Origin of the sequence: Sphingobacterium gobiense (assembly GCF_002980575.1) — a bacterium.
Lineage (GTDB): Bacteria > Bacteroidota > Bacteroidia > Sphingobacteriales > Sphingobacteriaceae > Sphingobacterium > Sphingobacterium gobiense.
The window spans coordinates 1547375-1567275 of record NZ_PVBS01000001.1 but is presented as its reverse complement, the minus strand read 5'-3'; the positions used below and the strand labels follow the sequence as shown (position 1 = coordinate 1567275).

Below are 19901 nucleotides of genomic sequence, written 5' to 3'. Positions count from 1 at the left end.
TGAAAGAGACTTTTTTTCGTTTCCACACGTTGTTAACAAAACGGTGTGGAAAACGTTTGCGTTGAAAGCCGTATCCGTAAGGGAGTTATAATTGGCTTTTTTTTGCGCTGCTTTGAAGTGTGTACAAATAGTTGGATTGTTCCTGCTTATTTTTTATATTTTTGTTATTCGTTACGATCAGCACTAACAATAAACAGAAGAAATTTTTGGAATGGCGATAGAGAATGAATTTTCGAACAATGCGGGGGGCAAAACTTCTTTTGCTAAGAAACGGACTAGCCTTACTAATTTAGTCAGTGGGTTGGGTAAATTGCCTCCACAAGCCTTAGATTTGGAAGAGGCTGTTTTGGGGGCGTTAATGCTAGAGAAGAATGCACTTAGCGAGGTAATCGATATTCTTAAACCAGACTCGTTTTATAAAGAAGCACATCAAAAAATATACGAAGCGATTTTTAATTTGTTTCAGCATACCTCACCTATAGACCTGTTGACGGTAACCGCTGAGCTCAGAAAGATGGGTGCATTGGAAATGGTGGGAGGAGCTTATTATATTACGCAATTAACGGATAGGGTTGTTTCCGCTGCGAATATAGAATATCACGCGCGTATTATTTCCCAAAAATACATCCAACGGGAGCTTATTAAGGTATCGACAGAAATTATAAATAATTCTTACGACGAGACGACGGATATTTTTGATTTATTGGATCATGCCGAGAAATCACTATTTGATATTGCGCAGAATAATTTGCGCCGTGATTCGCGGATGATGGACGATATTATGCGCGAAGCAATCACTAATTTGGAAGCGCTTCGCGACCGGACGGACGGATTGACCGGTATTCCTTCCGGATTAACCGCGTTAGACCGTATGACATCTGGCTGGCAGCCCTCCGACTTGGTTATTATTGCTGCGCGTCCCGCGATGGGGAAAACGGCCTTTGTATTATCGGTCGCACGAAATGCGGCCGTAGACCATCAACGTCCGGTAGCGGTATTCTCATTGGAGATGTCGTCGGTGCAGTTAGTTAATCGTTTGATAGCCGGTGAAACGGAAATCGAACAGGAAAAGCTAAAAAAAGGAAATCTAGCTGACCATGAGTGGCAGCAATTGCATTCCCGGATAGGGAGACTAACGGAAGCACCTCTTATCATTGATGATACACCGGCGTTAAATGTTTTCGAATTCCGGGCGAAATGTCGGCGTTTGAAAGCCCAACATGATATTCAAATGGTAATTGTGGATTATCTACAGTTAATGCATGGTAAAAGTGAAGGAAAAGGCGGAGGAAATCGGGAACAGGAAATCGGTAGTATATCTCGTGCGTTGAAGTCAGTTGCGAAAGAACTGAACATCCCAGTATTAGCCCTTTCTCAGTTGAGCCGCGCGGTGGAATCCCGTCCAGGAAATAGTAAACGTCCCATGTTGTCAGATTTGCGGGAGTCGGGATCTATTGAGCAGGATGCCGATATGGTACTGTTCCTTTACCGGCCAGAGTATTATGGGCTCACGGAAGATGAAGAAGGACGTCCTACCGCAGGGGTAGGTGAGGTTATTATCGCGAAGCATCGGAATGGTGAGACAGGCATCGTACCGTTACGCTTTATAGGGAAATACGTTAAATTCGTGGATTTAGAAGAGGATTTCGGAGATGCGGATTCCTTTGCCGGGGGAGATAGCTTTTCTGCAATGGGACCGTCTGACGCTTTTGGTGGAGCAGATGGTTTTGGTGGCGGAGGCATCACCATGCCTTCACGAATGAACGATATGCCGGACGACGCTCCGTTTTAAAATTAATAAAAAAGCCTACATTGGTAGGCTTTTCACTAAACTAAACATTGAAACAAATACCCCGTTCCTATGGGTAAGTCGTTACTACTTTACTTACTTTCCACCCGTCTTGGCTGTGGTTTAATGTAATGTAATCTACACGTGTAAAATTATTAAATTTCATGATGGCTTTAGCGACACATGCTTTACCACACTCATCAAGCATCTCGTAGGTTGTTTCACAGTTGAATTTCAAGCCTTTGTTCTTCTTTAAAAAATTAGTGTACGTCTTTTTGTTATAGCATACATTGTTAGCAGTGTTTCGATATTCGAAGTCGTCTGAAAACAGAAACTTGTTGAATTCAATGCTGCCAGCAGTTGCCGCTTCTAGATAAGTAAGGACGATGTTGCTCGAATTTAGATCTTTCAGGGGGTTGACTTTTTTTGCTGCAAAAGAATTGAATGATGTCATCATGATAAATGCCGTTGCGATGGTTGCGATTGTCGTTTTCATTGTATTAAGTTTTTAATATTTATCTTTCCTTTTTCTGATCAGTTTGATGATTCAAAGGTAGCTGCATGTTGTATAGTACGAAACTTCAATTAGACCAGTATTTGATATTTCTCGGTAAAACCAGTGTAATGCCCGGTGAATTTTTTACCGATTATCGTTGTGGCTTTATCGTTGATATCTTTGGCTCAAGTTATTCAATTGCGTTTCCAAAGGTTAAAGTATTCATTACTAGTTGTTTGTTGCTGTCTTTGTTGTGTCCAGATTGTTCGAATATGAACAAAAACTGTACGTTTGCGGACGTATAATCTTCGAAGTTTAACTACTGCACATGAGTTTGCAGCTGGATGTTTTTTCTTCCGGTTAATTCTTTCTATTTTTGCAGTCAGTTTTTAGATCAACTTAAGCGAGGGAAATAGTATGCCAGTCAAGATACCAGATAATCTTCCAGCTATTCAACTTTTGGAAAAAGAAAATATATTTGTGATGAGCGATTTAAGGGCAGCTGCACAGGACATTCGCCCTTTACGTGTCCTTATTCTCAATCTGATGCCACTTAAGATATCGACGGAAACGGATTTCATAAGACTATTGTCCAATAACCCCTTACAAGTCGAGATAGAATTTATACGGCTAGATACGCATACATCAAAAAACACACCTGCGGATCATTTGGAAATGTTTTATAAAGGATTCAGTGCAGTGCGCGATGATTTCTACGATGGTATGATTATCACTGGAGCACCTGTGGAGATGATGGACTTTGAAGCAGTTTCCTATTGGGAAGAAATCAAAAGCATATTTGACTGGGCAAGAACGCACGTCACGTCCACTTTATATATTTGTTGGGCTTCACAGGCGGCACTTTATCATTTCTATGATGTCGAGAAATCACCTTTATCGGAGAAATTATTTGGTGTGTTCAAGCATACGGCTGTCGAAAAACGGCATCCATTGTTCAGGGGGTTTGATGATGAATTTTTTATTCCCCACAGCCGCCACACTACTATTTTAAAAACATCAGTAACAAATAGGAAAGAGATTTCTATTTTGTCCGAGTCACGTGACGCTGGTCTTGCTATTCTTTCTTCCAGAGGAGGGCGCGAATTCTATTTCACCGGCCATTCTGAATATGCGCCACTCACTTTGGATGATGAATATAAAAGAGACTTGGAAAAAGGACTAAATATTGTTATGCCAATTGATTATTATGTGGATAATAATCCCGATAATCCGCCGTTAGTGCGTTGGACAAGCCATGCCAACTTATTATTCAACAATTGGCTAAATTATTTCGTCTATCAAGAAACTCCATTTGACTTGAAAGATGTTCCAAATTTAGGTGACATCAAGCTACAAGGATAGTATATACCTCAAAACGATTACAGTTTGAATAAATAATAGGAAGTGGTCAGGTGGGCTACGCCCGGACGCCACACCTTGACCTCGTGTACTTCCATGAATAGATGTTTCTATAAGATGCCTTTCCAATTCATAATTCAGTTTTGCTGTATTGACATCAGAAACATACTGAATGGTTTCTTTCATGGTATCACCAAATTGTACATTTACATGTTCACTGCCAAATAAAACCGGAGAAAACAGATTTCGTGGGGCATATGCTTAATTTTTGGGGGTGAAAATCGAATGTCGTACTGGGAGTAAATGTTCTTAAATTAGTGACTAAAAGCCATTTTTAAGGTACATATTAATTTGTCGCATTCTTTCACACTTTTATCACTAAAATAATTTACGCTATCCCTATCTGTCTTTATCTTCAAAAGATTTACTTAATTTTTTGGTGAATTTCATGGAACTCCGATCCGGACGGGGGCGGGCATGGGAACTGACTCGCGGCATGAAGGTATAATAATGAACACTTAAATTGAAAAACATGAAGATTTTAAAAGTATGGTTACGTAAGGCTAAGGCACAAGTATTTACGGGGCGTAGAACGCAGGTGGCTTTGCCAACAATGGTCGCATTTTGGGATATTGAAGCATCATCCAGGAAAGAACCCAAATGTTTTTTCAGGACGATCTAAATTAGCTGTAGAAAGCCTGGCTCGGCGGTCAGGTTTTCTTTTTATAACCTCTCAATTTCAAATTTTTCAATAAAAACTTGCATGATAATGGATTTTTTGGAAAGAAGCACGACAAACGAAGATGATGCGTCAACCTCTTGGCTTTATGCATTGTTTGCAGCTAACCTGTATAGGTTCTGCCCTCAAATAGATACAAGCAGTTATGCTGATATTTATCGCCGTTTAGTGACCTCTAGATATCGCGCCTCGGACGATCAATTGTCGGAAGCGTTGCCGATCAAACGAGAAGTTTTGGCGGAATTGACGTCATACATTCGGCAGATCAAGGGTCGACCTGGTTTCGTTACTACCTTTCACACGGGCTCGTATCGTATTCTCAGTCGTGTAATGTATATGCAAGGATTAAACGTGGCTGTGGTTATGTCACGCGAGATTATAGCTGAGCAGGGCGAACATCTGTTCGCACAGCATACAAAAATGAAGGATGTTGGCAAATTACAGCTGATTGACGCAGACGCGGGCAACTGTCTCATCAAGATGTTAGGTGCACTACAAAACGGCTACCACGTTGTTATTTATATGGATGGGAACCATGGGGCCGCACCTACTAAGGATGAATTGGATAATGAGGAAGTGCCGTTTTTTAATTGCAATCTTGTTGTACGTAAGGGATTGGCTGTACTATCCTATAAAAGGAACATTCCCATTTTTCCCATTCTCTCTTCTTTGGACGATCAGGACGATACATTTTATAAAAGCTACCCTGTAATTTCTCCAAATACCGAAGAAGCATTGAAGCATTATACATCACGCGTGTTCCGGACACTTTACAACCATTTACAGGAAGTTGTTTATCCAAAACCCGAGGTTTGGGAGGGGTGGCTATATGTCCATACCATGCCTGGGAAACGGGAACGAAACAAAGTAAAGAGACGATATCAGTCATACTGGCCCTGCCGGGTTGGAACTCGATATTATATGATGATTAGTCCTCGATACACTTGTCAAGAGATTGGAAAATTGTCTTTCTTGTGTATGCGTAAGTGGAAACATTTAACGAGACAGATGAAGAATTGATTTTTTTTAGTAATTTTAGCGGGAGAATGCTTGTGTTAGCAGCTTCAAGTTATGTTAAACACTACCTTATTTAACCGCGATGAAGAAAATTACTGAACTTAAAGTTCCTGTTTACGTCCTCATCCATCTGTTAGGGTGGGTGGCATACTATTGGCTAACCGCTTCGCGTAATTACACAAGCGAATTTGAGGGAAATATATATTTAGCAGCCGCGACTTTTCTTTTACTTTACATTCCACTTTTTTATACCGTTTGGTTTATTGTCGCATACAGCGCAACCCGACGTGCTTGGAAATACTGTTTTTTGATGCTGCTCTTATTTTATCCTACCTTGGTGAGCATAACTTATTTAATGATTTATAAAGTGTTCCCGCTGTATGGTATCGTGTTCTACAATAGCGAGTATCGATTGACATGGGGCGATCTTTTTTTTACTTTAATTGTCGAATATTGTAAATTGTTAGGACATGTCTTTTTATTTCGGCTGATTATATGGGGCATCCGATTCATCGCTATTCTCAAGCAGCAGCAAAGCGAAAACAGCGAACTGAAAGAGCAACAGTTACGTTTTGTATTAGATGGTCATTTTCAATATAACGTTCTTTCGACGATAGCGAATCAGCTTGCGCTGAAAGGAAATTGGGAGTTTGCCCGATCATTGGGCAGATTAGGAAGTGTTCAGCGTTATAGTTATGAAAAAACACAAGCCCGGCTCACAATGATTAGCTTACGAGAGGAAATAAATCAAGTAGAAAGTCTGATCGATGTTATACGCCTCCAACATGGAAGTAATGATGTGGTGGAGTATGTGAAGAGGGGAACACTGGAAGGACATAAGGTACCGCCTGTTTTATTGTTGAGTTTTATGGATAACGTCTTAAAATATGCCTCCGTTAAGAGTGGAGGACGTTCCATTAAAATAAAGCTAGACTGTGAAGACAATATGTTTACATTTGTTACTATCAATAAATTCGAAGGTAAACGACGATTTCGAGATAGCAGCGGGATAGGGTTGTCCAATGTTCAAGAGCGGTTAGATCTTTTAGCACAACAGCGATATAACTTGCGCTATGGTAAGCGTCTAGGATATTTCTTCGTAGAATTGACAATTAAACAAAGTGTACATGGGTCAGCCTAGCGCAAGATTGCGTGTGTTTCTTTTGGATGATGACCCAGCCATGTTAGGGGTTTTGTATGCTTATTTTCAGACAGATAGCCGTTTGGTGGTGGTTGGGACGGAGACCGACAGTATCCGAGCTCTCCATTACATCCGAAATAATCCCGTGGATATTCTGGTATCGGATATTGTTATGGAAGGATTCGACGGCATCTCACTAATCAAGTCTATTGAGCCTCGTCCCGCGGTAATTTTGATAACTGCTTATGCTGAACGCGCCATGGACGCATTTGATATACAGGTAGACGATTGTATTCCCAAACCTGTGGATTATGCTCGTCTAGCAGAAGCAATAAATCGTGTTATCTCCAAAGTGATGAATACAGAGGATGCAGGAAGAGATTTTATGTTTGTGAAGGACGTAAGGGAGGGGTTTGATGCAAAAATCGTCTTCACAGAAGTTAGTTTAGTAAAAAGCGACAAGAATTATGTCTGTTTCCACCTGTCGGACAAACGGGAAATAAAAGCGCGTACTACGCTGAGAGAATTGTTGTCCATATTACCACGCAACATTTTTATCCAAGCACACCGAAGTTATGTCGTTAACATCCACCGAGTCATGAAATTTTCCCGCGCAATGAGACAGTTTTATCTGTTGGATTATGATGCTCCGCTATCGATCGGCGCCGAATACTTAGACGATTTTGTGAATGCTTACTACCCCTCGGAAAAACCTAAAATTTAAAATGTAGATGTCCTACATCTTTAAAAAAATAAAAAAATATAAACTTTTCCCATTTTTGGTTACATTTGTTTACGTACATCGGCGGCTTACTTATCTATGCTGCCGATGTTTCAATTCATAAACCGTTCCAAAAAAATATTATGCACGTTAATAACACGTCTACAGAAAAAGAAAGTCTGACCAAGCGAAAATCTAGCTTAGGCATACGCTTATTTTTCATTTATCTTGTTTTCTATGCAGGTTTTGTACTGATAGGTGTATTTCAGTATGAATTATTAGCTATTCAAATATTCGGGGGGCTTAACTTGGCCTTAGCCTATGGAATTGGTCTCATTGTATTTGCCGTTATTCTCGGTGTGTTATATAATTATTATTGTACAAAATACGAAGATGAGGCCGATACCGAACAAGCAAATGAAATGAAAGAGAGGGGTACTGCATGATTTATGAGATTTCGTATACCGCGCTTGTATTCTTCTTTATTTTTGTCGGATTAGTAATAGGTCTTTCCTTCTATTTTGGAAGGAAGACACGTTCATCCTCTTCTTATTATGCTGCAGGAGGACAGATTCATTGGGGAGTCAATGGAATTGCTTTTGCAGGTGATTATTTATCTGCAGCCTCTTTTCTTGGAATATGTGGGATGATCGCTGTGTCTGGCTTTGATGGTTTTTTGTACGCAATTGGTTTTCTAGGGGGATGGATTGTTGCTTTATTTCTCATAGCAGAGCCATTCAAGCGCTTAGGGAAATACACATTTACCGACGCCCTCAACGCCAAATTTAATTCGCGTGCGATAACGTTATCAGCATCTGTAAGTACGTTGATTGTATCGGTATTTTATCTCATTCCGCAAATGGTAGGCGCTGGTGATTTGGTGATGCCTCTGCTTGGTATGCCACATTGGGCAGGTGTGTTGTTGGTCGGCGCTATTGTAATTGTCATTGTAGCTAGCGCAGGAATGGCTTCAACGACTTATGTGCAGTTTTTAAAGGGAGGCTTACTTATTGTACTTTCGTTGGTGCTTACGTTTTTCATATTGAAAAATGGGCTCACATTAACACCGGACTTCAAAGGTAATAGCAGCCACTATACCTTTATGGAACTTACACCACAAGTGGAAGATGATAAAGTGGTGGCCGTGCCGGATTGGAATGTCATTGCGCAGCAAGTCATTGGAGATAAAACATTTGTTAAGCTTTCACAAAATGGGATTGAACGGTGGTTTGACTGGGAGCGAGGTCATGATAGCTCTTTATTGAAAGAGGCGCTAACCGTAACGCAGCAGGCCAATGGGCAGACATTATATAACGGAGAACCCAAGGAAAACCGTCGTTTTTATCAGGTAGGACACATGAGCAAGATTGTGGTCAATGGGCGAGAAGTGGAACAAACCGGACCCCTTAGTCCATTCGAGTTCTTATCGACGCTGCAAAAGAGTGAGATTGTGCGGTTTCTGCAAGTAAAATTTCCAGATGGAGCAGATCAAGTGTCACTGTACTATCAGGAGCCTACAGCGGGCGCTTCTTTTATGCTTCCCGGTCTTAAATATAAAATTGGTCGCGATGCCAACTTATGGAGTAAATTGGATTTCATATCCTTAATGTTAGCGTTGTTCTTAGGAACGGCCGCCCTACCACATATCTTGATTCGTTATTATACCGTCAAAACACCACGTGATGCGCGGAAATCAACTATTCTAGCGATAGCTGCTATTGGAGGCTTTTATATCCTTACCCTGTTTATGGGACTGGGGTCGGCTGTGAATGGCGTTTTAGATCTGGAATCTAGCAATATGGCAGCACCACTGTTAGCACGCGCATTCGGTGCAGTATTGTTCTCGATTATATCAGCGGTAGCATTCGCAACCGTGCTAGGCACCGTTGCGGGATTGATTGTAGCTTCCTCAGGAGCGATAGCGCATGATTTTATTGATGTGTATCTAAAGAAAAATTTGAGCGACGATAGAAAAGTTAAACTTGGAAAGATTGCTGCTTTTGTTGTTGGGATCTTTGCGATCTTACTTGGCATGGCTTTTAAGGGAATAAATGTATCTTTTTTGGTTGGGTGGGCGTTTGCCATCGCTGCATCAGCTAACTTACCGGCTATTCTGTTCTTGCTTTTTTGGAAAAAAACTTCGGAAACAGGAATCGCGGCGTCGATCATAGTGGGGATTGTATCCTCACTAATAATTATTCTCACATCGCCCACAATGTGGGACAAATACGGGCTAGACCCAGAAAGTGCAATACATCAACTGGAAAACCCCGCATTGATTTCTTTTCCATTGGCGGTATTGACCGTTTATTTAGTGTCTTTGCGGTGTCCGAGACGGAGTTCCAATGCGGACATTGAAAATAGTACAGGTTAATAGCGTGTAACCTGTTCGCTTAAGAAAAAGCTCGACTCTATTTAATAGAATCGAGCTTTTGAATTTTACATGGGCTATGCTTACGCATATGCACTTTCCTTTTTGAATTTCTTAACGAGCAACGCATACACAATAGCGCGATACTTATTCCTGTTGGATTTTCCAATTTGCTCTATAACTTCCTCAATAGCGGTATCTAACTCTGGGCCATCTGTCAACCCAAGTTTTTTAACCAAAAAGTTGCTCTTGACACGATCGAGTTCAGCTTTATCTGACGACGCAATGGTTTCTGCATCGGCATTGTAGATGGACGGTCCCAATCCCTTCGCTACAGCAGCGACCAACTTTTCATCTAAAGAAAGGTTTAACTTTTTTGCTTCGGCAACATAACCGGCAATTTTTTCTTCTAATTTGCTCATATGAAAATATTTAAGATAAATTGACTATTACAAATTAAATGTAAATACTATTCTCTGGAATAAAAAGAAAAAATCAATTTTGAATCATTTTTGTAGCTGTTATTCAATTAATCCTGCTCGTTTCAACAATGCGTCTACACTAGGTTCTTTTCCACGGAACCGTTTATAAAGTGTCATGGGGTGTTCGATACCCCCTTTGGAGAGAATGTTTGTTTTGAATTTACCAGCAACTGCTTTGTCAAAAATTCCGTTTTCTTGAAAATAGGCAAACGCGTCAGCATCTAATACTTCCGCCCATTTATAGCTATAGTAGCCCGAAGAGTATCCGCCATTAAAAATATGTGAAAACGATGGACTTATCGCATTTTCTCCAACGTCAGGTAACAATTGTGTAGAAGCGAAGCAACTATTTTCAAATGACTTGACGTTGTCAATATTTGTAGGGTCTTGGGCGTGCCACCCCATATCCAATAATCCGAAACCCAATTGACGTAAGGTTGCCATTCCTTCCATAAATGAAGCCGAGGCTCTGATTCTATCAATGAGTTCCATTGGGATGGCTTCTCCGGTTTGATAATGTTTTGCAAAAAGTTCGAGGGCCTCTTTTTCGTAACACCAGTTTTCCATGATTTGACTGGGCAGTTCTACAAAATCCCAATATACAGACGTACCAGATAGACTAGGGTAGGTCGTATCGGCTAACATACCATGTAGTGCATGACCGAATTCGTGGAACAGGGTAGTCACTTCGCTGAATGTCAATAAAGACGGCTTTGTAGTGGTTGGACGTGTAAAATTGCATACAATGGATATGTGGGGGCGTTCGTCCTGGTTATTTTTACGGTATTGCGGTTTAAATGATGTCATCCAAGCCCCATTACGTTTACCTTTTCTGGGAAAGAAATCGGCATAAAATATCGCTATGAAACTATTGTCGTTCGTCGTGACTTCAAAAGTGCGTACCTCTTCGTGGTATTTGTCGATATAATTGACTTCGTGGAAGTTTAAGTCATAAAGCCGCTGAGCAATAATGAAAACACCCTGCAATACATTTTCAAGTTGAAAGTAGGGTTTCAGTAGTTCGTCGTCTAAATTATATTTTTTTTGTTTTAACTTTTCGCCATAATACGCTGTATCCCATTTTTCAAGTCGTGTTAATCCGTGCATCTCTTTTGCAAAAGCACTTAATTCTTGAAATTCTCTTTCTGCGGCGGGCTTCGCTTTATTTAATAAATCATTTAGGAATGTCAACACCTTTGATGGCTGCTGTGCCATACGTTCTTCCAAAACAAAATGGGCGTGTGTATCATAATCTAATAGTTGTGCGCGCTGGAAACGTAGTTGTGCAATTTTGAGGATATTCTCCTCGTTGTTATATTCGTTATGTTGAAACGCTTTACGGCCAGCGGCAATAGTAATTTCGCGACGAAGAGCCTGATTATCGGCATAAGTTACAAATGGGATGTAACTTGGGTAGTCTAAGGTGAATATCCACCCAATTTTATCTTGTGCTTCAGCGAGTCCTCGTGCAGCTTCTATAGAGCCTTCTGGCAAACCTGATAAATCCTTTTTATCAGTAATATACAATTGATATGCGTTTGTTTCTGCTAATATATTCTCTCCAAACTTTAGCGTTAAAATAGCAAGTTCAGCATCTATTTGACGTAAGGTTTTCTTTTTATCATCATCCAGCAATGCACCGTTTCTCACGAAATCGCGGTAGGATTTCTGTAGTAAAGTTTGCTGCTCGGTATTTAACGAAAACTTGTCTTTTTGATCGTATACTACTTTTATCCGTTCGAATAGTTGTGGATTTAGCATGATGTCGTTGTTCAGCTTGGATAGCTTGGGCGCTACCTCTTGGGCTATTTTATCAAGCTTGTCGGTGGTTTCTGCGGAGTGGAGGTTGAAAAATATATGTGATATACGGTCCAGCTCCATGCCAGAATAGACTATTGCAGCTATTGTGTTTATAAAAGTAGGCGGTTCTGGATTATTGATAATTGCTGTGATTTCGGTTGCTGTTTTTTCGATAGCGGTGTCAAACGCGGGGATGTAATCCTCGTCTTTTATTTGTGAAAACGGCGCCGTATCATGCGCTGTGTCAAATTTTTTGTTTAGTACAGACATGCTGCAAAAGTACAAAAATAGGGGTGAAATATTGCCCCCCCCCATTCATTACTGTACTATCTGATTATGTTGTTATTTTTTTGCTTTTGCTGTCTTTGTCTTTTTTGCATCTTCAAAATCCCGGAAGATTAATCTTTCAATAGTCCTTTCGATGCGTTCCCGACCTTCGTCGTCATTAATATCGATACCACTGACCGTACTTCCATTGTTTTTGGCATGTAATGTCAGATAATAAATTCCGCCAAGAATAATGGCCAGGGTGGCCTGAATGTCTACATCTGTATCCACGAATCGAGCGGAAATAAGGTCAAGAGCACTTTTACCAACTTCTTCCCGGTCGTCAGCTATTCTTCGTAACAACTTATTTTTTACCCCCATCTCCCAATGGATAATACGCTGCATAGATTTATCTTTTAAGAACGAATCGAACTGTAGTTGGAACAAATCACTGGTGTCCTGTGCGCCAACCGGTGTTGGATTTTCTGCAAACTCCGTGATTTGTGTTTTAAGCTTTCCGGCCCAAAAATCTTTTTCCAGGATATATTCCTCTATCAAGCCATCTAAGTTTCCAAAATAGAGATATATAAGCTTAGGGTTTAGGCCGGACTCTTTTGCAATATTGGTAATAGTAAGCCCGGCGTATGTATACTTTTGCAACACCTTACCTACAGTTGCTATTAACCTACGCTTGGTTCGTTCTTTGTCTCGTATGGGACCAGCAACTACCTTACGAGCTTTTTTTACAGGTATATTTTCTGATTCTTCCGTGGTTTTAGTTTTTTTTCTTGCCATAATATATTTCTATTTTAATTTATAAAATAATCAGTTTATAAAAGTGACTATTTAAATTGGAAATATCAAGAAGGTATATAATATTTTTTTGCTTGTTAGCCAGGTTTTTATTGTAATTTTAAATTGGTTTTTATAAAATTAATTCTCAACTTATTTCTTCTATTTTTAGCTGAAAAACGTACATGGAGCGGGTGAATCTTGCTTGAGATAATGCTCAAAAAGACAGAAAATAAAAAAGGCAATAGAAATTATAATCTACTGCCTTTTTTATTTTCGTTAATAGAATCTATCTATTCTTTTATACTAGGTATTTTGACAACTTCATTGGTGTCTTTATCGTAATTTACGGTATCGAAGTTGAAACCGAACAAATTAAAAAAGTCATTCCGGTAGCCAGCTATATCAGAAATTTGTCCCAAATTTTCTGTGGTAATCTGTTCCCATAGTTTTGCCACTTCCGTTTGTACGTCTTCTCGCATTTCCCAATCATCAACTCGAATCCGCCCTTTTTCATCTAGTGGAGTTTCTCCGTTAGTATAGAGGCGGTCAGCAAATAGCCGCTGCATTTGTTCGATAGTGCCTTCATGTATACCTTTCTCCTTCATGACTTTATAGAGTAGGGATATGTAGAGGGGGACAACCGGGATAGCAGAGCTTGATTGTGTTACCAACGCCTTGTTTACAGAGACATAGCTAATGCCGTCTATGTCTTTTAACAGGTCGTTAAGAACCGGCACCGTACCTTCCAAATCATCTTTCGCTCTGCCAATCGTTCCATTTCTATAAATTGGATAGGTAAGCGCTGGCCCGATATAAGAATAAGCAACCGTTTTTACTCCATCCGCCAATACGCCAGCGTCCTTTAACTGTTCTATCCAGAACTTCCAATCCTCACCGCCCATGACGGCGATGGTGTTCTGAATGTCCTCTTCGCTTTCGACCGGTTGGATGGAAATGTCCGAGACAACACCGGAGTGAAAATCCACCGTTTTGTCGGTAAAAGCTTGTCCGATGGGTTTAAGTACCGACATATGCGCGACGCCGGTGTTCGGGTGTGTACGGCGCGGTGAGGCTAATGAATAGACAATCAAATCTACTTGTCCAAGATCTTTTTTGATAAGATCAATAGTTTGTTTTTTTATTTCATCAGAAAAGGCATCTCCATTGATGCTTTTCGCATAAAGTCCCGCAGCATGCGCTTCGTTTTCGAAGGCAGCAGTATTATACCAACCAGCAGTGCCAGGCTTGCCGGGGGCTGCAGGTTTTTCGAAGAACACGCCGATCGTTGAGGCGTCCGAACCGAAGGCAGCCGTAATACGGGAAGCCAATCCGAAACCGGTGGATGCACCGATTACCAAAACCTTTTTAGGACCGTTTTCTATTTTACCCTTGGATTTTATATGGCTTATCTGTTGCTTAACATGTTCTGCTGTTCCTTCCGGATGCGAAGTTAAGCAGATAAACCCTCTTACACGTGGTTGTATAATCATATCGTTTTTCTATTCTATAAATAATAGCGCAAATATAATAATTATTAGCTATAGGCTGTAAGCTGCCTGTTTTATGCCGCCACTTTAGTAACATGCTTCGGCATCAGCAATAGATAGGGGTGGTCATAACAAATTGATATTCTGCGACGCTAGTAGCTTCCGTTGTTCACCCTCCCATATACTTACTTGTACTTCGCCAATATGTGCTTTTTTAAGCATGAACATACAAACACGTGATTGGCCGATACCACCTCCGATAGACGGAGGAAGCTGATCATTTAATAGCATATCGTGAAAAGGAAGCTTAGTCCTTTCCAGGCTGCCTCTAAGCTCCAACTGGTGCAATAGTGCCTTTTTATCGACTCGAATCCCCATGGAAGAAAGCTCGAAAGCAGTATGTAAAATAGGGTTCCAAACCAATATATCACCATTTAGGCCTTTATATCCGTTTTCATTATCGGTGCTCCAGTCGTCGTAGTCGGCTGCACGGCCGTCGTGTGGAAAGCCGTTACTAAGTTCACATCCGATACCATGTATAAAGACGGCGCCATATTCTTTGGCGATAGCGTTCTCTCGTTCCTTGGGAGTTAAATTGGGGTATTTCGCTAGGAGTTCTTCGGAGGCGATGAAATGAATATCCCTTGGAAGAGCAGGCTGTTTTTCAGGGTACCGTTCCGCCACTTCCTGTTCTGTTTCATATAGCGCTTGATATATTTTTAATACGGTGTCCTTTAGATAAACCAACGTACGGTTTCGGTTGTTGATATGTTTTTCCCAATCCCATTGGTCTACATAGATGGAATGGATAGGGCTATAATCCTCGTCCGGGCGTAAAGCCCGCATATCTGTCAATATACCTTCTCCGGGTTGTATTTCCAATTCTTTTAGTCGCACCCTTTTCCATTTGGCCAAGGAATGTACTACTACAGCACGCTGTTCGTTCAAAGATTTGATAGGAAACCCTACCGGACGTTCAATGCCATTGAGATCATCATTGATGCCTGTTCCATCTAATACAACTAAAGGCGAGGAAACAGGAATGAGATTTAATGCCTGACTTAGTTTCTCCGAAAAAATGTTCTTAACAAACGTAATCGCTTGTTCCGTTTTTAATAAGTTACGTCCCATAAAATGTTAGCGCTCTAAATACCATAAGCTAGCTATTGATATTTTTTTAAATTTTATCAGCAAAAATAAATGTTTTATTAATAAAATGAATGATGTTTTGAAAATATTACTAAAAAAGGGAGCTGTTTATACAACTCCCTTTTAATAATATCCTGTAGAATAGGATTATACGGAGAAACTCTCGCCGCACGCACAAGTCCGCGAAGCATTCGGGTTATGAAATTCAAAGCCTTTGCCTGTAAGTCCGTCTGAGTAATCTAGTTCTGTTCCCGCTAGATACAGGTAGGATTTTATATCTAAACAAATTTTAATACCCCTATCTTCACAAAACTGGTCACCTTTTTTTTCCTCATTGTCAAACGATAGTTTGTAGGAAAGACCGGAACACCCCCCACTTTCCACTGCAACTCGTACAAAGTAACTATTGTCATAGTTCTCTTCTTGCATAATCTTGTCGATACGCTCCTTTGCTCTATCTGTGATTGTTACCAATTCGTTCATCGCTTTTCTTCTTGATTTACAAAAATCGCTATTCTTTTGTTTACTTCCAACTATCGGAGGTCGAGAGAATGTCAAAAAATGTAAATGCAATTGCTAAAATCGTCACTCTATCAGCCCCTTTTTAAAAAGTTGCCATATGGGAGAGGAGGAGCGAAGACGTTGAACGGCCTTGGCAAGATCGTTTATGGTCTGTTCCATATCGGCTTTTTTGGTAAATTTACTCAAGCTAAAACGGATACTAGCGTAGGCGTCATCATCGCTAACACCCATTGCTTTCAAAACATGTGATGGATCCCGTAGACCAGAAGTACAGGCAGAACCTGAAGAGACTGCGATATGGGAGAGGGTAGTCATAAGCTCAGCTGCTTTAATATGTCGAAAAGCGACGAAACTGGTGTTGTCTAATCGTGCCGCCTGCTCGCCGTGGATAATGACTTCGGGTATCCGAAGTTTAATTTGCTTTTCCAGCTCGTCTCGGTATTGCTTGACCTGTGGATGGGTATTTGCTATTTCCAGTGCCTTCCCGCAACCTACAATATTGGGAACATTTAATGTTCCACCACGAAATCCGTTTTCCTGCTGTCCTCCGGATATTAACGGAGGGACCTGTATCGGTTTACGTTTGCGACGCACATATAACACACCTGCGCCTTTAGGACCATGAAACTTATGTGCACTGAAGGTCAGGATGTCAATAGGAATCTGCTGTAGGTCTATTTCCTGTTTGCCGACCAACTGTGTCGCATCGCAAAAAAACAGGACATCCTTTTCCTGACAGATGTTTGCAATTGCAGAAATGGGGTGTATAACACCCGATTCGTTATTCGCGGCCATAATACATACTAAGATGGTATCCTGGCGTATGCTATCCTGGAGCAATTGTAAATCTAATTCCCCGTTATGATTGACGGGTAAATATGTTATTTCAACGCCGTTCCGTTCTAACTGAGCGCAGGTCGTTAAGACCGCCTTATGTTCGGTCTGGCAAGTAATAATATGTTTTCCTTTGCGTTTATAAGCTTGGGGTACTCCACGTAGGACGGTATTGATACCTTCCGTTGCACCAGAATTAAAAAAGAGTTCATTTTCCTTTACACGAAATTTCTGTGCAATTTGTTGGCGTGCCAAAGCTACAGCTTGGCTGGCTTCACGTCCTATACGGTGCTGCATGCTGGAGGCATTCCCATAGGAGTCTGTTAGGAAAGGAAGCATAGCCTCTAAAACCTTTGGATCTATCTTCGTAGTGGCGTTGTTATCCAAGTATATCCATGACATAAGGTTAAAGATAAGAAAAATGGTTTGTTTTTACAGTAATATCAATCCAGTGAGCGCGTCAGAATATAATAACGGTAGGCAAGCAGAGCTTGCTCCCATTTTGTCAATTTACTAGGGTCTTTTCCTGATAATTTAGGTAATGCCACTTTATTGAGTTTGTTCAAAAGACGGAAAATACTTTTTGTCATAACACTTTCTATTTGGGACTACAATATAGGGTAAACAAACCGCGCGATAAAACGTTTTTATTGCAGCAAAAGAACCTTTTCTCTGTTCCAGGTAAAGGCGGTGAACAAAATTGCCAATACACAAGATAGTAACACGATTTCGAAGCTAGCATTCCAGCCACTGTGGTCTACTACGGCTCCAAGAGCTGCATTAGCCAATAGATCACCTATAAAGTAGCCAAACAATCCTGTTAATCCCGCAGCAGTACCTGCAGCTTTCTTAGGAACAAGATCCAATGCCTGTACGCCAATAAGCATAACAGGTCCATAAATTAAAAAGCCGATAGCCCATAAAGAACCATTTACAAGCCAAGCCGTGTCGCCAGGAGTTATCCAATAAAGGAGTACGGCTAGGAAAGTGATTGTCATATAGATGATCGTGACAGGAGCACGGCGTCCTTTGAACAGTTTATCGCTCATTAATCCGCACAAGATAGTACCCGGTATAGCCGCAAGTTCATAAATGGAAGCTGACCAAGTCGCTTCGGATGCTGTAAAATGTTTGGCTTCCTGCAGATAGGTGGGAGCCCAGTTGATGATTCCGTTGCGGACTAGGTAAACAAAAGCGTTGGCGATAGCTATAAACCACAGCATTTTGTTGTTGAAAATATATTTTAAAAAGATCTCTTTTGCGCTAAATTCTTTTTCTTGTGATTTATCATAAGTTTTGGGATAGTCGTTATTGTATTCCTCAATTGGCGGAAGGCCGCAGGATTGAGGTGTATCACGTACCAGCAAAATGGATATTAACGCCACGAGTATCGCCGCTAGGCCAGGGAAATAGAGACGCGCTTGCCAATCCATAAACAATTCGACACCAAGGATAGCCAGTGGCCCCACGAGAAAACCACCTACGTTATGTGCAAGATTCCAGATGGACATGGTGGTGCCTCGTTCCTTGATGGAATACCAGTGAACTACTACACGGCCGCATGCTGGCCAGCCCATACCCTGCACCCAGCCGTTGATAAACAAAAGTGCAAATATGATTCCTATAGATGAGGTTGCAATAGGTGAGAAACCCATAAAAATCATGGTTAAAGCTGATAGAATTAACCCGGTTGCCAGAAAATATCGTGCATTGCTTCGGTCAGAGACGTTACCCATAAGAAATTTACTCAGGCCGTAAGCGATCGAAATAGCAGACATAGCGAAACCCAATTCGGCTTTACTATAACCCAATGAATCCTGAAGGTCTTTGACGGCAAATGAAAAGTTCTTGCGTACAAAATAGTAAGCAGCGTAACCTATAAATATGCCAATGAATACTTGTAGGCGTAGTCTTTTGTATTCGGGACTTATTTTGTTGGCGGGCAGCTGCGGTTTGTGTGTCGCTGGTTTGAAAATATTAAGCATATAGATTTGATAACGTGATGGAGTCTTTAATATGGACGGTAAAACAAAAGCAAATCAGGGTAATCTCTAATAATGCCATCCACTTGAAGTGTCCTCAGTTTTTCCATAAGCGCATAAAATTAACATACTCATGGCTAGCCTTGTTCTGAAATGCATTTTTTTGAGAGTCATTTGATGAAATATTGGATTGATATGGATATGTATCTTACTAGTAAATAGTAAGATATAACGTGCTTGCTATCAGCGCACCCAATATAGGTCCAACAATGGGGATCCACGCGTAGGCACCATCAAAAGCTGCTTTGTTTTGAATGGGAAGGATGGCATGCATGATACGCGGACCCAAATCACGGGCGGGATTTATAGCATATCCCGTTGTACCGCCTAATGAAAGACCAATTACCCATACCAGAAAAGCAACAGGGATAGCGCCTATGGAACCTAAACCAATAGGGGTGCTCTCATCTGCCCCCACTAGGGATGCATCTGTAAAATGCAAAATGGTGAATATAAGAACGAAGGTGCCTACAATTTCACTGATAAGGTTAATGGGTAGGTTCCGGATTGCCGGTGCGGTGCAGAACACCGCCTGTTTTGCTCCGGCGTCCTCCGTCTGGTCGAAATGGTCTTTATATACTATCCAGACCGTAAAAGCACCTGCCATAGCTCCTAGCAGCTGTGCGGACATGTAAGACAGCGAAGTCGCGATATCCAATTTTCCAAGGGCGAAATTTGCTATAGTTACCGCCCAGTTCAGATGCGCGCCACTATAAGGACCGGCAATAGTCACGCCTACAAAGACCGCCATTGCCCAAGCAGTTGTGATGACGATCCATCCGCTGTTATTGCCTTTTGTGCCTTTTAAGACGACATTTGCCACAACGCCGCCACCTAATAAAATCATAGAGGCTGTACCGATCAACTCTGCTAAAAAGGGTGTCATAATG

General features: G+C 41.1%; 19 protein-coding genes. 8 read left to right on the top strand and 11 right to left on the bottom strand.

All coding sequences use genetic code 11. The features are described from left to right. Nucleotides 1-211 precede the first annotated feature (211 nt). Nucleotides 212-1792 carry a replicative DNA helicase gene (gene dnaB, locus C5749_RS06870; protein WP_105724228.1) on the top strand — a complete coding sequence of 527 codons (1581 nt, stop codon included), beginning with the start codon at nucleotides 212-214 and terminating at the stop codon, nucleotides 1790-1792. A 67-nt stretch (nucleotides 1793-1859) separates the two neighbouring features. Here the strand turns inward: dnaB and C5749_RS06865 are convergent, their stop codons facing one another. Beyond that, nucleotides 1860-2285: a hypothetical protein gene (locus tag C5749_RS06865; protein ID WP_105724226.1), complete on the bottom strand. Its 426-nt coding sequence runs from the start codon at nucleotides 2283-2285 to the stop codon at nucleotides 1860-1862. A gap of 417 nt (nucleotides 2286-2702) precedes the next feature. Between C5749_RS06865 and metA the strand changes: the two genes are divergently transcribed. Continuing rightward, the gene (gene metA / locus C5749_RS06855) at nucleotides 2703-3647 is read left to right on the top strand and encodes a homoserine O-acetyltransferase MetA (RefSeq protein WP_105724222.1); all 945 of its coding nucleotides are present in this window, start codon (nucleotides 2703-2705) and stop codon (nucleotides 3645-3647) included. On the opposite strand, the gene C5749_RS19510 is transcribed toward metA, so the two are convergent. Further along, on the bottom strand, nucleotides 3636-3830 hold the full coding sequence (locus C5749_RS19510; RefSeq protein WP_146113710.1) for a hypothetical protein: 195 nt from the start codon (nucleotides 3828-3830) through the stop codon (nucleotides 3636-3638). The two genes, metA and C5749_RS19510, sit on opposite strands and share 12 nt — an antisense overlap. A 346-nt stretch (nucleotides 3831-4176) precedes the next feature. Between C5749_RS19510 and C5749_RS19620 the strand changes: the two genes are divergently transcribed. From C5749_RS19620 to C5749_RS06830, 6 genes are all read left to right on the top strand, one after another. Beyond that, a complete protein-coding gene (locus C5749_RS19620; protein ID WP_181151303.1) occupies nucleotides 4177-4326 on the top strand; it encodes a hypothetical protein in 150 nt (49 codons plus the stop codon). A gap of 87 nt (nucleotides 4327-4413) precedes the next feature. Further along, the gene (locus C5749_RS06850; RefSeq protein ID WP_105724220.1) at nucleotides 4414-5403 is read left to right on the top strand and encodes a lysophospholipid acyltransferase family protein; all 990 of its coding nucleotides are present in this window, start codon (nucleotides 4414-4416) and stop codon (nucleotides 5401-5403) included. Between the two features lie 79 nt (nucleotides 5404-5482). Then, nucleotides 5483-6541: a histidine kinase gene (locus C5749_RS06845; protein ID WP_105724218.1), complete on the top strand. Its 1059-nt coding sequence runs from the start codon at nucleotides 5483-5485 to the stop codon at nucleotides 6539-6541. Then, a complete protein-coding gene (locus tag C5749_RS06840) occupies nucleotides 6528-7265 on the top strand; it encodes a LytR/AlgR family response regulator transcription factor (protein WP_105724216.1) in 738 nt (245 codons plus the stop codon). Before C5749_RS06845 ends, C5749_RS06840 begins: the two co-directional genes overlap by 14 nt. A 140-nt stretch (nucleotides 7266-7405) precedes the next feature. Beyond that, nucleotides 7406-7708, top strand: coding sequence for a DUF485 domain-containing protein (locus C5749_RS06835; protein WP_105725298.1), 303 nt, complete (start codon nucleotides 7406-7408; stop codon nucleotides 7706-7708). Then, entirely contained in the window at nucleotides 7705-9636 is a 1932-nt protein-coding gene (locus tag C5749_RS06830; RefSeq protein ID WP_105724214.1) for a solute symporter family protein, read from the top strand. Before C5749_RS06835 ends, C5749_RS06830 begins: the two co-directional genes overlap by 4 nt. Before the next feature lie 80 nt (nucleotides 9637-9716). On the opposite strand, the gene C5749_RS06825 is transcribed toward C5749_RS06830, so the two are convergent. From C5749_RS06825 to C5749_RS06785, 9 genes are all read right to left on the bottom strand, one after another. Beyond that, complete coding sequence (locus C5749_RS06825) at nucleotides 9717-10055, bottom strand: DUF2853 family protein (protein WP_105724211.1); 339 nt, start codon at nucleotides 10053-10055, stop codon at nucleotides 9717-9719. Between the two features lie 99 nt (nucleotides 10056-10154). Then, nucleotides 10155-12185: a M3 family metallopeptidase gene (locus C5749_RS06820; protein WP_105724209.1), complete on the bottom strand. Its 2031-nt coding sequence runs from the start codon at nucleotides 12183-12185 to the stop codon at nucleotides 10155-10157. Nucleotides 12186-12257: 72 nt separating this feature from the next. Next, nucleotides 12258-12977 carry a TetR/AcrR family transcriptional regulator gene (locus C5749_RS06815; protein ID WP_105724207.1) on the bottom strand — a complete coding sequence of 240 codons (720 nt, stop codon included), beginning with the start codon at nucleotides 12975-12977 and terminating at the stop codon, nucleotides 12258-12260. A 290-nt stretch (nucleotides 12978-13267) separates the two neighbouring features. Then, the gene (gene fabV, locus C5749_RS06810) at nucleotides 13268-14467 is read right to left on the bottom strand and encodes an enoyl-ACP reductase FabV (RefSeq protein WP_105724205.1); all 1200 of its coding nucleotides are present in this window, start codon (nucleotides 14465-14467) and stop codon (nucleotides 13268-13270) included. Nucleotides 14468-14590: 123 nt separating this feature from the next. Then, nucleotides 14591-15595 (bottom strand): aspartate--ammonia ligase, encoded by a 1005-nt coding sequence (gene asnA, locus C5749_RS06805; protein WP_105724203.1) that lies wholly within the window; start codon nucleotides 15593-15595, stop codon nucleotides 14591-14593. A 165-nt stretch (nucleotides 15596-15760) separates the two neighbouring features. Beyond that, nucleotides 15761-16096, bottom strand: coding sequence for a HesB/IscA family protein (locus C5749_RS06800; protein WP_105724201.1), 336 nt, complete (start codon nucleotides 16094-16096; stop codon nucleotides 15761-15763). Nucleotides 16097-16198: 102 nt separating this feature from the next. Further along, nucleotides 16199-17371, bottom strand: coding sequence for a cysteine desulfurase family protein (locus C5749_RS06795; RefSeq protein WP_105724199.1), 1173 nt, complete (start codon nucleotides 17369-17371; stop codon nucleotides 16199-16201). Between the two features lie 245 nt (nucleotides 17372-17616). Further along, nucleotides 17617-18954: a glycerol-3-phosphate transporter gene (gene glpT, locus C5749_RS06790; RefSeq protein ID WP_105724197.1), complete on the bottom strand. Its 1338-nt coding sequence runs from the start codon at nucleotides 18952-18954 to the stop codon at nucleotides 17617-17619. 208 nt (nucleotides 18955-19162) lie between these two features. Further along, on the bottom strand, nucleotides 19163-19897 hold the full coding sequence (locus tag C5749_RS06785) for an MIP/aquaporin family protein (RefSeq protein WP_105724195.1): 735 nt from the start codon (nucleotides 19895-19897) through the stop codon (nucleotides 19163-19165). Between the last annotated feature and the right edge of the window lie 4 nt (nucleotides 19898-19901).